The sequence below is a fragment of the Luteimonas sp. A501 genome, from assembly GCF_054052085.1.
In genome coordinates, this window is the sequence record NZ_JBSVRI010000006.1 from 30,525 (window position 1) to 45,762 (window position 15,238).

A 15,238-nucleotide genomic window follows, 5' to 3' on the forward strand; every position below is an offset into this window, starting at 1 on the left:
ATCAAGGCATGGACAACGACAGCCGCCAGGCGGCCACGGACGAACCCGAGATCCTCTACAAGGGCGAATGGCTGCGCATGGTCAAGCGCGGCCACTGGGAGTCCTGCGAGCGCACGCACGGCAAGGACGGCCTGGCGGTGCTGGTGATCGCTGTGACGCCGGACGACGACGTGCTGTTCGTCGAGCAGTACCGGGTGCCGCTCGGCGCACGCACGATCGAGATGCCGGCCGGGCTGGTCGGCGACGACGACGAGGGCGACACCCTGGAGTCCGCCGCGCGCCGTGAGCTGATCGAGGAAACCGGCTGGGACGCGGGGCGCATCGACGTGCTGCTGGTCGGCCCGACTTCATCTGGCATGAGCAATGAACGCATCGCCTTTGCCCGCGCGCTCGAGCTGCGCAAGGTCGGCGATGGCGGCGGTGTCGACGACGAGCAGATCACCGTCCACGCCATTCCGCGCGCGACCGCGCCCGCGTGGCTGATGCAGAAGCATGCCGAGGGCTACGAACTGGACCTCAAGCTGTGGGCCGGGCTGTGGATGATCGAACACAACCCGGACGGCTCGAAGGCCTGAGCGTGCCGGCCCCGCCCACGCGGGCGGGGAATGGAACGGGGTCAGGCGAAGCGATCGGTCGCCTGCACCAGGGCGTCGACGGTCTCCGGCTCGAAGGCCGAATGCCCCGACGCCGGGGTGACCACCAGCTCGGCCTTGGGCCACACCTGGTGCAGGTCCCAGGCGTTCTGGATCGGGCAGACCACGTCGTAGCGGCCGTGCACGATCACGCCGGGGATGTCGACCATCCGGTAGGCATCACGCAGCAGCTGGTCGTCGCACTCGAAGAAGCCGGCGTTGGTGAAATAGTGGTTCTCGATCCGGGCGAAGGCCAGCGCGAACTGCGGGTCCTCGTGGTCGGACATGAAGCCGGGATCGATGTGCAGGAAGCTGGTCGCCGCCTCCCACACGCTCCAGGCGCGCGCCGCGGCCAGGCGGGTGGCTTCGTCGTCGGAGGTCAGGCGGCGGTGGAAGGCCGCGATCAGGTCGCCGCGCTCGCTTTCCGGGATGGCGCCGATGTAGTGCTGCCAAGCCTCCGGGAACAGCCGCGAGGCACCTTCCTGGTAGAACCACTCCAGCTCCCAGCGGCGCAGCATGAAGATGCCGCGCAGCACGAGTTCGGTGACCTGCTTCGCATGGCTCTGCGCGTAGGCCAGCGCGAGCGTCGAGCCCCAGGAGCCGCCGAATACCTGCCAGCGGTCGATGCCGAGCTGCGCGCGCAGCAGTTCGATGTCGGCCACCAGGTGCCAGGTGGTGTTGTCGACGAGGTCGGCATGCGGGGTGGAGCGCCCGGAGCCGCGCTGGTCGAACAGCACGATGCGGTACTTCGCCGGATCGTGGAAACGGCGCATCTTGTCGGTGCAGCCGCCGCCCGGGCCGCCGTGCAGCAGCACCACCGGCTTGCCTTCGGGATTGCCGCACTGCTCGTAATAGAGGACGTGGCGGTCGTCGACGCGGAGGGTGCCGGTGTCGAAAGGTTCGATCTCGGGGTACAGCGTGCGCATGCGGATGCGGCCTCGTGCGGGATAACCGGGCCAGTCTACCAGCCGGGCCCGTGCATCCCGCCCGGTCAGCCCGCCGGCCGGCGCCCCACGCCGACCCGATCGCGCCCTTCGAGGTCGGCCACCGTAGCGACCTGCTCGAAGCCGGCCGCGACCAGCAGCGCACGCACTGCGGCACCCTGGTCATGGCCGTGCTCAAGCAGCAGCCAGCCGCCGGCGGCAAGGTGCCGAGGGGCCGTCGCGGTGAGGGTCCGGATCGCGTCCAGGCCGTCTGCACCGGAGGCCAGCGCCAAAGGCGGCTCGTAGCGCAGGTCACCCTGTTCCAGATGCGGATCGTGTTCGGCGATGTAGGGCGGGTTGCTCGCGATCAGGTCGAATCGCTCGCCGGCCAACGGCCCGAACCAGTCACCGCTGCGGAACTCGACCCGGTGCTCCAGACCGTTGCCGGCCGCGTTGGCGCGCGCCACCACCAGCGCCGCCTCGCTGCGGTCGGTGGCGATCACGCATGCCTGCGGGCGCTCGCTGGCGATCGAGAGCGCGATCGCGCCGCTGCCCGTACCCAGGTCGGCCACGCGCAGGGGCGCCGCGGGGTCCAGCCGTGCCAGGGCCTCCTCGACCAGCAGTTCGGTCTCGGGCCGCGGGATCAGGGTGTCCGGCGTCACGGCAAGGTCGAGGGTCCAGAATCCGCGCCGGCCCAACAGATAAGCCACGGGCTCGCCGGCCGCGCGGCGCGCAACCAGCGCCTGGAAGCGCGCAGCCTGTCCGGGCGCCAAAGTGGCTTCGCCATGGGCATAAAGCCAGGCCGCGCCGCGCCCCAGCACTTCCTGCAAAAGCAGGGTCGCCTCGGCTGGATCCACCCGGACGCGCGCTGCGTCGAGGCATTCTGAAACACTGCGTCCGGTTTCCATAGGCCACACCTATCGATTGAATCATTATAATCAACTTCACGAATTGATAGGCCACGCCTAACATGTCCGTTGTCCGGCAGCTGCCGGTGTCTTCCCCACCATCGCGAGGATTCCATGTCCGTCATCAATACCGAAATCAAGCCGTTCCAGGCCACCGCTTACCACAACGGCGAGTTCGTCGAAATCGACAGCGCCAACCTGAAGGGCAAGTGGTCCGTGTTCGTGTTCTACCCGGCCGACTTCACCTTCGTCTGCCCGACCGAGCTCGAGGACCTTGCGATCAACCATGACGAGTTCAAGAAGCTCGGCGTGGAGATCTACAGCGTGTCCACCGACACCCACTTCTCGCACAAGGCCTGGCACGACACCTCGGACGCGATCGGCAAGATCCAGTATCCGATGATCGGCGACCCGACCCACGAGATTTCGAAGAATTTCGAAATCCTGCGTCCGTCCGGCCTGGCCGACCGCGGCACCTTCATCGTCGACCCGGAGGGCGTAATCCAGTCGATCGAGATCACCGCCGAGGGCATCGGCCGTGACGCGCTGGAGCTCCTGCGCAAGGTCAAGGCCGCCCAGTACGTCGCCGCCCACCCGGGCGAGGTCTGCCCCGCCAAGTGGAAGGAAGGCGAGAAGACCCTGAAGCCGTCGCTGGACCTGGTCGGCAAGATCTAAAGCAGCAACGCGCCTTTGTGGGAGCCGCCATGGCGGCGATCGCGGCTATAGCCGCTCCTACAACAACAGCACTCCACTCCATCCCCGCTTCTGTGGGGGTGGGGCTGGACCGGAGTCCGTGCCACGGCGCGGCCTGCGGTCCATCCCCACGCCGGTGGCGACCCGTCGAACGACGGGACGCAGGCCCCCGCCTTGCCTTTCGAAGGAGTTCCACCATGCTCGAAGACGACCTCAAGACCCAGCTCAAGGCCTATCTGGAGCGCCTGCAGCGCCCGATCGTGCTCGTGGCCAGCGTCGACGACGGCACCCGGTCGACCGAGATGCTCGAGCTGCTGGAAGACATCCGCGCGCTGTCGGACAAGGTGACGGTCGAGGTGTCGCGCGACGATGCCCACCGCAAGCCGTCCTTCGCCGTGACCTCGCCCGGCCACGACATCGACCTGCGCTTCGCGGGCCTGCCGATGGGCCACGAGTTCACCTCGCTGGTGCTGGCCCTGCTGCAGGTCGGCGGCCATCCGTCCAAGGCCGCGCCGGAGCTGCTGGAGCAGGTCCGCGGCCTCGAGGGGGAGTACCGCTTCGAAACCTATTTCTCGCTGTCCTGCCAGAACTGCCCGGACGTGGTCCAGGCGCTGAACCTGGCCGCGGTGCTGAACCCCGGCATCAGCCACGTGGCCATCGACGGCGCCCTGTTCCAGGACGAGGTCGAGGCGCGCGAGGTGATGTCGGTGCCGACCGTGTTCCTCAATGGCGAGGTCTTCGACCAGGGCCGCATGAGCTTGGAGCAGATCGTCGCCAGGCTCGACACCGGCGCCGCGAAGCGCGACGCCGCGGCGATCGCGAAGAAGGACGTGTTCGACGTGCTGGTGGTCGGCGGCGGCCCCGCGGGCGCCGCGGCCGCGATCTACTCCGCGCGCAAGGGCATCCGCACCGGCGTGGTGTCGGAGCGCTTCGGCGGCCAGGTGCTGGACACCATGTCGATCGAGAACTTCATTTCCGTGCCTGAAACCGACGGTCCGCGCTTTGCCGGCCAGCTCGAGGCCCACGTGCGCCAGTACGACGTCGACATCATGAACCTGCAACGCGGCAGCGCGCTGAGCCAGGACGACAAGGGCATCACTTCGATCGAGCTCGAGAGCGGCGCCACCGTTCGCGGCCGCACCGTGGTGCTTGCCACCGGCGCGCGCTGGCGGCAGATGGGCGTGCCCGGCGAGGACCAGTACCGCAACAAGGGCGTGGCCTACTGCCCGCACTGCGACGGCCCCCTGTTCAAGGGCAAGCGCGTGGCGGTGATCGGCGGCGGCAACTCCGGCGTCGAGGCCGCGATCGACCTGGCCGGCATCGTCAGCCACGTCACCCTGGTCGAGTTCGATTCGAAGCTGCGCGCCGACGAGGTGCTGCAGCGCAAGCTGCGCAGCCTGTCCAACGTCCGCATCATCACCTCGGCGCAGACCACCGAGGTGCTGGGCGACGGCAAGCGCGTCAACGGACTGGTCTATCGCGACCGCGCCGGCGGCGACTCCCACCGCGTGGAGCTGGAGGGCGTGTTCGTGCAGATCGGCCTGCTGCCCAATACCGAGTGGCTGAAGGGCGCGATCGAGCTCAGCCCGCGCGGTGAGATCGTGGTCGACAACGCCGGCCGCACCTCGCTTCCGGGCGTGTTCGCCGCCGGCGACGCCACCACCGTGCCCTACAAGCAGATCGTCATCGCCATGGGCGAAGGCGCCAAGGCATCGCTCAGCGCCTTCGACCACTTGATCCGCAGCAGCAGCCCGGCCGCGACGGCCGACGTCGAGGCGGCGACGGCCTAAGCCGCCGCCGTCCCGACCACAGCGAGGCACCGCCATGAACCTCCGCGACCTGGGCTACTTCATCGCCCTCGCCGATCACCTGCACTTCGGTCGCGCGGCGGCGGCGAGCTTCGTCAGCCAGCCCACGCTCTCCACCCAGATCCGCAAGCTGGAGGAGGAGTTGGGCGTGGCCCTGGTGGAACGCGCGCCGCGCAACGTCATGCTCACGCCCGCCGGGCACGAGGTGGCGGCGCGTGCGCGCCGGGTCATGGCCGACGTCGAACAGATGCGCGAAGCCGCGCGCCGCAGCCAGGATCCGGAGGCCGGCAAGGTCACCCTGGGCCTGTTCCCGACGCTGGGGCCCTACCTGCTGCCGCACGTGGTGCCGGGGATCCGCGCCCGCTTCCCCGAACTCGAACTGCTGCTGGTGGAGGAGAAGAGCGACGTCCTGCTTGAACGCCTGCAGCAGGGCCGGCTCGACGCGGCCCTGCTCGCGCTGCCGGTCAACGACGAGCAGCTGCACGTCGAGTTCCTGTTCGAAGAGCCCTTCGTGCTCGCGGTGCCGGAAACGCATCCGCTGGCCGGCCACGGCCCGATCGCGCTCGCCGACATCGCCGACGAGCGCCTGCTGCTGCTTGCCGACGGCCACTGCCTGCGCGACCAGGCGCTGGATGTCTGCCATCTGTCCGGCGCCAGCGAAAAGGGCGAGTTCCAGGCGACCAGCCTGGAAACCCTGCGCCAGATGGTGGCCGCGAACGTCGGCGTCACCCTGCTGCCGACGCTTGCGGTCAAGCCACCGGTGGCGCGCTCGGACAGCATCGAACTGGTGAACTTCCGCGACCCGCCCCCCAGCCGCCGGATCGCGATGGTCTGGCGGCGGAGCACGGCGATGGCGCCCTTCCTGCAGGAGCTCGCCGGCGTGCTGCGCCAACTGCCGCCGGACCTGCTATCGCCGACGCTGCGCGAGACCACGGCGCCGATGCACGTCCCCGGCGCCCCGGGGCTCTAGCGCGAAGCGTGCGCCCTTACCCCCGAGGGGGAGGCGTACGGCTGGCATGGCGGGGTGGCTGGTTCTTGTCGATGCTCCGGGATGTTGACGTGACAGTTGGAGCGGTGTTGCGCCGGGAGCTGCTCCGTCCTGGTCCGCGCTGCCCGTTCCGTGCATTTCTCCGTGGAGTCCGCGCTGCCCGTCCCGTGCACAGGGGGTGTGCTCCCCCGGCAGTCTCCGCGTCCTGCTACCACTGCCGGCCGCCGGCCATCCATGGCCGGCTGTGCGCACACCCCCCGTGCACGGGACGGGCCGTGGAGTTTCTTGGCTTCGGGGCGGAGATCAAGAGCGGGCGCGCTCACGCTCGTGGGCGTGGCGTGGCCGGGCGGCTTGATCCAGGACGATCCGCCGGGTTTCGACGTCGGCGTCGCCGCCTTCCTCCCCCGACCGCGAAGAAGGTCCGGGCCCGCCGTGGATGCAGGGGGGATGCCCAGGGCCGGCCATGGATGGCCGGCGGCCGGATCTGGGAGCAGGACGCGAATAATCCGGCTGGGCATCCCCCCTGCGTCCACGGCGGGCAGCGCGCTCCCTCACGGAGCAGGAAGCCCCCTCACTCGGTAGAAGAACCAAAAAGGTTCACGCGCGTCTGACAGCGGCGTCGTTGACGTGCCGATCCTCAAGCGCCGACGCCGACCTGGCAGCTGACGCCGGTGCCGCCGATCCCGCAATAGCCGCCCGGATTCTTCGACAGGTATTGCTGGTGCTCCTCTTCCGCGTAGTGGAAGGGCGGCGCGGGGAACACGATCTCAGTGGTGATGGCGCCATGCCCGGCGTCGGCGAGCCGCTGCTGGTAGGCATCGCGGCTGGCGAGCGCGGCCTCATACTGCTCCTGCGTCCGGCAATGGATCACCGAGCGGTACTGGCTGCCGACATCGTTGCCCTGGCGCATGCCCTGGGTCGGGTCATGGCCCTCCCAGAAGCGCGTGAGCAGCTCATCGAAGGCGATGCGGGCGGGGTCGTACACGACCAGCACCACTTCGGCGTGCCCGGTATCCCCGCCGCAGACCTGGCGGTAGGTCGGCGCGGACGCGTGGCCGCCGGCATAGCCCGCGGCCGTGGTCTCCACGCCCGGCAATGACCAGAACAGGCGCTCCACGCCCCAGAAGCAGCCCATCCCGAACACCACCCCCGACATGCCGGCGAATTCGCCGCGCAGCGGGCGACCGTGCACATGGTGGGCGTTGGGCAGGTTCATGACGGTGATACTCCGGGCAGGCAAAGCATGATCATCCGCCCACCGCCGGTCGCTATCAAGCCGCCGCAGCGCGGCTCCGCTACACTGCCCGGTCCACGGCGCAGGCCCGCGCCGGCATCCTCCCCGTGACCCCATGACCGAGCCCAACGACACTGCGGCAGGCGCCGCGCCGGCGCCCGCCGTGAAGCAGGACTTCATCCGCCAGATCGTCCGCCAGGACCTTGCCAGCGGCAAGCACGACGCCATCCGCACGCGCTTCCCGCCCGAGCCCAACGGCTACCTGCACATCGGGCACGCCAAGGCGATCTGCCTGGACTTCGGCATCGCCGAGGAGTTCGACGGCCGCTGCAACCTGCGCTTCGACGACACCAATCCGGCGAAGGAAGATCCCGAGTTCGTCACCGCGATCCAGGATGACGTGCGCTGGCTGGGCTTCGAGTGGAACAGCCTGCGCCATGCTTCGGACTATTTCGAGGTGTTCTATCTCGCCGCCGAGAAGCTGGTCCGCCAGGGCGACGCCTTCGTCTGCGACCTGTCGGCGGAGGAAGTGCGCGAGTACCGCGGCAGCCTGACCGAACCCGGACGCGAGTCGCCGTACCGCAACCGCGGCGTCGAGGAGAACCTGGACCTGTTCCGGCGCATGCGCGCGGGCGAGTTCGCCGACGGCGCGCGCACCCTGCGCGCGAAGATCGACATGGGAAGCGGCAACATCAACATGCGCGACCCGGCCATCTATCGGATCAAGAAGGTGCCGCACCAGAACACCGGCGACGCCTGGCCGATCTACCCGATGTACGACTTCGCGCACGCCCTGGGCGACGCGGTCGAAGGCATCACGCATTCGCTGTGCACGCTGGAATTCGAAGACCACCGGCCGCTGTACGACTGGTGCGTGGACCGCGTGGACCTGGCCGGCAACCCGGAGCTGCTGGCGCCGCTGGCGGACCGTGGCCTGCCGATCGAGGCCGCCAAGCCGCGCCAGATCGAGTTCTCGCGCCTCAACATCAACTACACGGTGATGAGCAAGCGCAAGCTGACCCAGCTGGTCGCCGAAGGTCTGGTGGACGGCTGGGACGACCCGCGCATGTACACCCTGCAGGGCCTGCGCCGGCGCGGCTACACGCCCGCCGCGCTGCGCCTGTTCGTCGACCGCATCGGCATCAGCAAGCAGAACTCGATGATCGACTTCTCGGTGCTGGAAGGCGCGCTGCGCGAGGACCTGGACGCGCGCGCGCCGCGGCGCATGGCCGTGGTCGCGCCGCTGAAGATGGTGCTGGCCAACCTGCCCGAAGGCCACGAGGAAACCCTGCGCTTCCCGAACCATCCGAAGGACGGATCCTTCGGCGAGCGCGAGGTGCCGTTCTCGCGCGAGCTCTGGATCGAGCGCGACGACTTCGCCGAAGTCCCGCCCAAGGGCTGGAAGCGCCTGGTGCCCGGCGGCGAGGTCCGCCTGCGCGGCGCCGGCATCGTGCGCTGCGACGAAGTGGTCAAGGACGAGGCGGGCGACATCATCGAGCTGCGCGCGACCCTCGACCCGGAATCTCGCCCCGGCATGGAAGGCGCCAACCGCAAGGTCAAGGGCACCATCCACTGGGTCGGCGCCGCGCGCGCGGTCGAAGCCGAAGTCCGGCTCTACGACCGCCTGTTCTCGGTGCCCGACCCGGACGACGAAAGTGACGGCCGCACCTATCGCGACCACATCAATCCGGAGTCGCGGGCGTCCGTGCGCGGCTACATCGAGCCCGCCGCGGCCGAGGCCGCGCCGGAGGATGCCTGGCAGTTCGAGCGCCTCGGCTACTTCGTCGCCGACCGCCGCGACCACCGCGGCGACGCGCCGGTATTCAACCGCAGCGTGACTCTGCGCGACACCTGGGCCGCCAAAGCCTGAGCCGACACCCCCCGCGCCGGCATCCCGGCGCTGCCCCGCGGCCCCCGGCCGCGGCAGCGCTACCATGCCTGCGTCGTCCACGACACGGAGACCTTTCATGCGCCGGATCATCCAGTCCGCATCCATCCTGCTGTTCGTGCTGGCCCTCGCGGCGTGCACGGCCGCCCAGCCCGACGGCGGCGTCAAGCCGCCGCCGATGAGCGACCCGCTGCCGGCGACGCCCGTCGCGCAGCCCGCGCCCGCAGTGCCTTCCATCCCCGCGGGCGTGCCCGACCTCGACCGCAGTTGCCGCGTCGACAGCGACTGCGCGGTGAAGAACGTCGGCAATTGCTGCGGCTACTTCCCCTCCTGCGTGAACAAGGACGCCGAACCCGACCCCGCGGCGGTCCAGGCCGCCTGCGCCGAGTCGGGAATGGCCGGCGTCTGCGGCTTCCGCGACATCCAGGCCTGCGCCTGCGTGTCCAACAGCTGCGAGCCGGCCGCGTCCGGCGGGGTGGTCCGATGAGCCTGCCCGCGCGCGTCGACCTGCGCCTGCCGGACTGGGTCCACGACGCCGTCGACCGCGACCGCGCCTACGCCGGCGACGCCGACAAAGTGGCGCTGGCGATCACCCTCGCCGCCCGCAACATCGCCGAAGGCACCGGCGGACCCTTCGGCGCGGTCCTGTTCGGCCCGGACGATCGCATCGTCGCCGCCGCGGTCAACGTAGTGGTGCCGCAGGCGACCTCGCTGGCGCACGCCGAGAACATGGCCTACATGCTTGCCCAGCAGTCCCTTGGCCGCGCCCGCATCAACCTCGATGCCGACGGCCGCGCCTGCGGCCCGTACACCCTCGCCACGTCGGCCCAGCCCTGCTGCCAGTGCTTTGGCGCCACCGTCTGGGCCGGCGTCGACCGCCTGCTGATCGGCGCCCGCGCCGAGGACGTGCACGAGCTCACCGAGTTCGACGAAGGCCCGCTGCCGGCGGACTGGCCCGGCGAGCTCGCCCGCCGCGGCATCGAGGTCGTCCGTGACATCGCCCGCGACGCCGCGCGCGAGGTGCTGGCCACGTACGGCAGCGGTGGCGGCGCGCGCTACTGATGCACGCGTCCCCGCCCCGCCAGGCACGCGCCGCGGCATGAGCGGCCTGCTCTGCTACTGCCGCGGCGGCTTCGAGCCCGAGCTTGCGGCGGAGCTTGGCGAGCGCGCGGCCAGCGCCGGCCAGCACGGCTACGCGGCCACCGAACGTGGCAGCGGCTTCGTCCGTTTCCTTGCGCCCGGCGGCGATGCCGGGGCGCTGTCGCGGGCCCTGCCCTGGCGCTCGCTGGTGTTCGCGCGGCAGAAGCTGGTGCTGCTCGCAGAGCTCGACGCCCTGGACACGACCGACCGCGTGACGCCGGTGCTCGCGGCCCTGCAGCGGCACGTGGACGCGTCCGGGGGCGGCCCGCGTTCGGCATTCGGCACGCTGGTGGTCGAACATCCCGACAGCGACGAGGCCCGGCCGCTCGCCGGCCTGGCACGCGCCCTCGGCAACGCCCTGCGGCCCGCCCTGCGCAAGGCCGGGCTGCTCGCCGCGAAAGACGATGCGCGCCGGCCCGCACTGCACGTCTGCCTGCTGGCAGGCAACCACCTGCTGCTCGCCACCGCCGATCCGAGCGACGCGTCGCCATGGCCGATGGGCGTGCCGCGCCTGCGCCTGCATCGCGACGCGCCCTCGCGCTCGGCGCTGAAGCTGGAGGAGGCCTTCCTCACCCTGCTCGACGAACGCGAGCGCGACCGCATGCTGCGCGCCGGCATGACCGCAGCCGACCTCGGCGCCGCCCCCGGCGGCTGGACCTGGGTGCTGCAGCGCGCGGGGCTGCAGGTGTCGGCGGTCGACAACGGGCCGCTGCGCCAGCACGTCCTGGACGGCGGCGGCGTCGAACACCTGCGCGAGGACGGCTTCCGCTGGCAGCCGCCGCGGCCGCTGGACTGGATGGTCTGCGACATGGTCGAACAGCCGCGGCGCGTGGCCTCGCGCATGGCCACCTGGTTCCGCGAAGGCTGGTGCCGCCAGGCCGTGTTCAACCTCAAGCTGCCGATGAAGAAGCGCTGGCTGGAGACCTCGCTGTGCCTGGAGCTGTTCAGCCGCGAGGCGCAGCGGCCGCTGGAGCTGCGGGCGCGCCAGCTCTACCACGACCGCGAGGAGATCACCGTCCTCGCCATGCCAAAGGACGGCTGAACCGGCGCCGGGCGTCCAGCACGCGTCCGGCCGATCCTGTCCGGCCGATCCTGACCCCGGATTCATGTCGACAGGTCTAGCGTGGCCGCCGTTCCCAACCGAGGCCGCGCCATGAACCCGTCCCAGCACATGCATCCCCTCGCCATTGCCCTGCTCGCCTGCAGCCTGGTCGCCAGCGGCCCGCTGCTCGCGCAATCCGCGGAAAGCGTCGGCGTGCAGGCGCGCACCGAAGTCAATTCGCGGACCGCCTACGACGACTCGCGCGCCGCCAGCAGGGAGGCGGAGGCCGCGCGTGCCGCAGCGCAGGCCGCCGCCAGCGAACGCCGGGCCGGGGCGGTCACGCCGCGTGGCCAGGCGCAGGCCGAATACAGCGCCTGGCAAGCCGACCAGGCATCGCGTCGTGCGGAACTCGCGGCAGTGGAGGCCCGGCGCGCCGCGGACCATGCCGGCGCGGCCGCGTCCGCGGCGGAGGGAGGGGCCGCCCGTCCCCGCGAGATCGTCGCGCAGTCGCAAGCCGCCGCACGCGACGCCAGTACCGCCACGGCGATCGCGCGGCAGGCCGCACTAGAGGCCACGACCGCGGCCGAGACCGCGCGCGCGGCCGCCAGCGCCGAGCCCGCCCCGCCGCCGCCCGCGCGCGTCGACGCCACCTACCCCAGCGAACCGCTGGTCACCTTCACGTCGAGCCCCCCGGATTCGGTGGTCGGCGACTACCGGATCGACATGGCGGCCCTGGACCGCAACGGTGACGGCCGCCTGAGCCGCGCCGAGGCACGCGCCAACGCCACGCTCAGCGCCGAGTTCGCCGCCGTGGACAACAACAATGACGGCGCGCTGGATGCCGGCGAGCTGAAGGGCTGGATGCGCTGACGGACACGCGACCCGGCGGCCGGCGTCAGGCGCCGGCCGCGCGTCGCCAGAGCGCGCCCGCCACGCCCGGCAGCCGCCCGGCGAGTCCCAGCGCGTGCCCGCGCAGCATCACCGCGGCGGGCGAGTCACTGGTATAGACCCGGTTGATGCCATCGAATGCGCGCGCCGCAAGCGTCGACTCACTGCGTCGCGCCCGCGCCCAGCGCTCGATCCGCTGCGGCGTATCCCAGGGCTGGCGCCGCGACAGCGCCACCGATACCGAGTCGCGCAGCGCCGCCACGTCACGCAGCCCGACGTTGACGCCCTGCCCCGCCAGCGGATGCATCACATGCGCCGCATCCCCCACCAGCAGCACGCGCCCCGCGGCGTGGCTGCGTGCGAGCTGCAACCGCAGGGGGAACGCGGCACGGGCCGAGCAGGGCACGACCTGGCCAAGGCGACGGTCAAATGCCCGTCCCACCGCGTCGCCGAACGTGGAATCGTCCATCGCCAGCGCCGCCTCCGCCTCGGCGGTCGGCAGCGACCACACGATCGAACAGCTGCCGTCGGCGAACGGCAGGAATGCCAGCGGGCCGCCAGGCAGGAAGCGCTGCCAGGCGGTCGCCTCGTGTTCCTGCTCCGTGCGCACGAAGCCGACCACGCCCGATTGGCCGTAACCATGGCCATCGACCTCCACCCCGGCCAGCCGGCGCAGGGTGGATCCAGCGCCGTCGGCGGCCAGCGCGATGCGCGCCGCCACCCTGCGGCCATCGTCCAGGCGCAGGCGCACCCCGCGCTCATCCTGCTCAAGCTCTTCCACCCGCGCCGGGCAGCGAATCTCGACGCCGGCACCCGGAAGACAGGCCCACAAACGGTCGACCAGCAGTACGTTCTCGACGATCCAGCCGAGTTCGCGACGTCCCAGGCGGTCGGCGTCGAATGCGAGCTCGCCGCCACCCGCCGCGTCCCAGACCCGCATCCGGCGATAGGGCTGCAGGCGCGTGGGCGCGCCGTCGCGGCCGTCGATCCCGGCCCAGGCGCCGATGTCATCGAGCAGCGCGGCATTGTCGTGCGCGAAGGCGAACACGCGCAGGTCGGGCCTGGTTTCCGACCAGGTCGCCGGCGCACGCCCCTCCACCAGCACCACCGACAGGCCGAGCCGGGCCAGCGCCAGCGCCGCCGAGGCCCCGACCACGCCGCCGCCAACGACGGCCACGTCACGCATCGCGCGGCTCATCGAAGCGCCTCCGGGCGGCAGGCCGCGGGTACGTCGCCGCGGTACCCCATGGCGCCACCGGCCAGGCCGGCCTGCAGTCCGGGCAAAGCAGCCAGCGCCAGCAATCCGGCGCTGCGCAGCAGCGAAGCGCCGGGCGTCGGGTTGGCCGTGAAGCGCGCCAGGCCATCGGAGAATTCCAGGGTGCGCGCGCGATCCTCGTCGCGGCGCGCGGCATGGCCGGCAAGCAGCTCCTCGTCGCCCGGATCGCCGCCAGCGCTGGCGCAGGCGCGCAGCAGCGCGGCCAATGTCATCGCATCGCGCAGGCCCAGGTTGAAGCCCTGCGCGCCCACCGGATGCATGCTCTGCGCGGCGTTCCCGACCAGCACGGCGCGCGCGGTCACCAGCGCCCGGGCGCGCACCGCCACCGCCGGATAGGCGCTGCGCGGACCCACCGAAAGCAGGCGCCCGATGCGCCAGCCGAAGGCGTCCTGGACCCGCGCCAGGAAGCCGGCCTCGTCCAGCGCCTGCACCGCCTCGGCGTCGGCGCGGGCAACCCCGTGGACCAGGCCCCAGGCGCGGTCGCCGCGCGGCAGCAGCGCGGTCGGGCCGTCGTCGCCCAGGCGTTCATACGCCGTGCCATCGGGGGCGCGCGCGGCGCGCAGCCTGGCCACCATCAGCACCTGGCCGTAATCGTGGCGGGTCGCGCTGATGCCCAGCGCGTCGCGCACGCCGCTGTGCATGCCGTCGGCGGCCACCACCAGGCGGGCGCGGATGCGCGCCGGGCCTTCGCCTGCCAGTTCGAGGACGCGATGCCCGGCTTCCCCGGCTGCGAAACCGGTGAAGCGCGTTGCACGATGACGCACCAGCCCGGCCAAGCCGGCAAGCCGGGCCTCCAGCGCATCGCCGAAGTCGCGCGCCACCACCACCTGGCCGAATGCGCTGCGGCCATGGTCCGCGGCGTCCAGCACCACCCGGCCGAAGTCGCCGCGGCGGCTGGCATGGATGCGGGTGATCGCACCGGTGGGTGCCCGCAGCAGCTGCATCACGCCCAACGAGGTGAGCGCGTTGACCGTGGCCTCGGCGAAGCTCAGGTTGCGCTCGTCGAACACCGCCGGCATCGCTGCCGCGGGCGTGGCCTCGACCATCGCCACCTGCAGCCCGCTGCCTTCCAGCGCGATGGCCAGGCTGGCGCCGACCAGCCCGCCGCCGATGATCACCACGTCATGCGTCGTCGTCATGGCGGCATGATACGGCCGCCGCGGCCCGCAGTTCGCTAGAATGGCGCGAATCCAGCCATCAGCCGTCGGAGCCGAGAGCGCCATGAACACCACCCTGCAACGCGCCATCGTCCTGTCGCTGCTCATGCTTTTGATGGCGGCCACGCGAAGCCACGTCTTCACCCACTTCACCCCGGTGCCCGACGCGACCTGGGCGGCGTTCCTGATCGGCGGCTTCTACCTGCGCGCCTGGGCACGCTGGGCGTTCCCGGCGCTGATGGCGCTGGCGGTGCTGATCGACTTCCTGGTGATCCGTGGCCAGGGCCTGGACTTCTTCGCCCACTACTGCGTCTCGCCCGGCTACTGGATGCTGGTGCCCGCGCACGCGGCGATGTGGGCCGGTGGCCACTGGCTGCGCCAGCACTACGCGGGTGCGAGTCCGGCCGCGCTGGCGCGCCTTGCCGCAGTAGTGGTGCTGTCCACCGCGGCCTGCCACCTGTTCGCGCAGGGCGGCTTCTACTGGCTGTCGCCGGCGGTCGCCGAGCCGACCCTGGCCGGCTGGGCCGCCAACTACGGCCACTGGTTCGCGCCCTACCTTGCCGCCACCGCGATGTTCGTGGCCGCGGCCGCGCTCGCCCAGGTAGTGTCCGAATCCGTTGTCCGCAACGCCGGCGCCGCGCGGCGCCACGGCCAGAGCTGA

The 15,238-nt window shown here is 71.3% G+C and carries 15 protein-coding genes; 10 read left to right on the forward strand and 5 right to left on the reverse strand.

Annotated elements, in window-relative coordinates:
- The first annotated feature begins 8 nt into the window (after window positions 1-8).
- A complete protein-coding gene (locus ACW7G5_RS14005) occupies window positions 9-575 on the forward strand; it encodes an NUDIX hydrolase (RefSeq protein ID WP_457005511.1) in 567 nt (188 codons plus the stop codon).
- A 41-nt stretch (window positions 576-616) separates the two neighbouring features.
- Here ACW7G5_RS14005 and pip read toward each other — a convergent pair whose 3' ends face one another.
- Together pip and prmC are read right to left on the reverse strand one after the other, a co-directional pair.
- Window positions 617-1,558 carry a prolyl aminopeptidase gene (gene pip, locus ACW7G5_RS14010; protein WP_457005513.1) on the reverse strand — a complete coding sequence of 314 codons (942 nt, stop codon included), beginning with the start codon at window positions 1,556-1,558 and terminating at the stop codon, window positions 617-619.
- 65 nt (window positions 1,559-1,623) lie between these two features.
- Window positions 1,624-2,463 carry a peptide chain release factor N(5)-glutamine methyltransferase gene (prmC, locus tag ACW7G5_RS14015; protein WP_457005515.1) on the reverse strand — a complete coding sequence of 280 codons (840 nt, stop codon included), beginning with the start codon at window positions 2,461-2,463 and terminating at the stop codon, window positions 1,624-1,626.
- A 114-nt stretch (window positions 2,464-2,577) separates the two neighbouring features.
- On the opposite strand from prmC, the gene ahpC reads away from it, so the two are divergent.
- From ahpC to ACW7G5_RS14030, 3 genes are all read left to right on the forward strand, one after another.
- Window positions 2,578-3,138 carry an alkyl hydroperoxide reductase subunit C gene (gene ahpC, locus ACW7G5_RS14020; RefSeq protein ID WP_457005517.1) on the forward strand — a complete coding sequence of 187 codons (561 nt, stop codon included), beginning with the start codon at window positions 2,578-2,580 and terminating at the stop codon, window positions 3,136-3,138.
- Window positions 3,139-3,353: 215 nt separating this feature from the next.
- The gene (gene ahpF / locus ACW7G5_RS14025; RefSeq protein WP_457005519.1) at window positions 3,354-4,946 is read left to right on the forward strand and encodes an alkyl hydroperoxide reductase subunit F; all 1,593 of its coding nucleotides are present in this window, start codon (window positions 3,354-3,356) and stop codon (window positions 4,944-4,946) included.
- A gap of 34 nt (window positions 4,947-4,980) precedes the next feature.
- Window positions 4,981-5,934: a LysR substrate-binding domain-containing protein gene (locus ACW7G5_RS14030; protein ID WP_457005521.1), complete on the forward strand. Its 954-nt coding sequence runs from the start codon at window positions 4,981-4,983 to the stop codon at window positions 5,932-5,934.
- 655 nt (window positions 5,935-6,589) lie between these two features.
- Here ACW7G5_RS14030 and msrA read toward each other — a convergent pair.
- A complete protein-coding gene (gene msrA, locus ACW7G5_RS14035; RefSeq protein WP_457005614.1) occupies window positions 6,590-7,237 on the reverse strand; it encodes a peptide-methionine (S)-S-oxide reductase MsrA in 648 nt (215 codons plus the stop codon).
- 64 nt (window positions 7,238-7,301) lie between these two features.
- Here msrA and ACW7G5_RS14040 point away from each other — a divergent pair, with 64 nt between their 5' ends.
- The 5 genes from ACW7G5_RS14040 (at window position 7,302) to ACW7G5_RS14060 (ending at window position 12,126) form a co-directional block, all read left to right on the forward strand.
- Window positions 7,302-9,056, forward strand: coding sequence for a glutamine--tRNA ligase/YqeY domain fusion protein (locus ACW7G5_RS14040; RefSeq protein WP_457005522.1), 1,755 nt, complete (start codon window positions 7,302-7,304; stop codon window positions 9,054-9,056).
- Between the two features lie 97 nt (window positions 9,057-9,153).
- Window positions 9,154-9,561, forward strand: a complete 408-nt coding sequence (locus ACW7G5_RS14045) for a hypothetical protein (protein ID WP_457005524.1) — start codon at window positions 9,154-9,156, stop codon at window positions 9,559-9,561.
- Window positions 9,558-10,136 (forward strand): nucleoside deaminase, encoded by a 579-nt coding sequence (locus ACW7G5_RS14050; RefSeq protein ID WP_457005526.1) that lies wholly within the window; start codon window positions 9,558-9,560, stop codon window positions 10,134-10,136. The genes ACW7G5_RS14045 and ACW7G5_RS14050 overlap by 4 nt, the downstream gene beginning before the upstream one ends.
- A 37-nt stretch (window positions 10,137-10,173) precedes the next feature.
- Window positions 10,174-11,256 (forward strand): 23S rRNA (cytidine(2498)-2'-O)-methyltransferase RlmM, encoded by a 1,083-nt coding sequence (rlmM, locus tag ACW7G5_RS14055; RefSeq protein WP_457005528.1) that lies wholly within the window; start codon window positions 10,174-10,176, stop codon window positions 11,254-11,256.
- Window positions 11,257-11,367: 111 nt separating this feature from the next.
- Complete coding sequence (locus ACW7G5_RS14060; RefSeq protein WP_457005529.1) at window positions 11,368-12,126, forward strand: hypothetical protein; 759 nt, start codon at window positions 11,368-11,370, stop codon at window positions 12,124-12,126.
- Window positions 12,127-12,151: 25 nt separating this feature from the next.
- On the opposite strand, the gene ACW7G5_RS14065 is transcribed toward ACW7G5_RS14060, so the two are convergent.
- Window positions 12,152-13,342, reverse strand: a complete 1,191-nt coding sequence (locus tag ACW7G5_RS14065; RefSeq protein ID WP_457005531.1) for an FAD-dependent oxidoreductase — start codon at window positions 13,340-13,342, stop codon at window positions 12,152-12,154.
- The gene (gene ubiH, locus ACW7G5_RS14070; protein WP_457005533.1) at window positions 13,339-14,559 is read right to left on the reverse strand and encodes a 2-octaprenyl-6-methoxyphenyl hydroxylase; all 1,221 of its coding nucleotides are present in this window, start codon (window positions 14,557-14,559) and stop codon (window positions 13,339-13,341) included. Before ubiH ends, ACW7G5_RS14065 begins: the two co-directional genes overlap by 4 nt.
- Window positions 14,560-14,641: 82 nt before the next feature.
- Between ubiH and ACW7G5_RS14075 the strand changes: the two genes are divergently transcribed.
- Complete coding sequence (locus ACW7G5_RS14075) at window positions 14,642-15,238, forward strand: hypothetical protein (RefSeq protein WP_457005535.1); 597 nt, start codon at window positions 14,642-14,644, stop codon at window positions 15,236-15,238.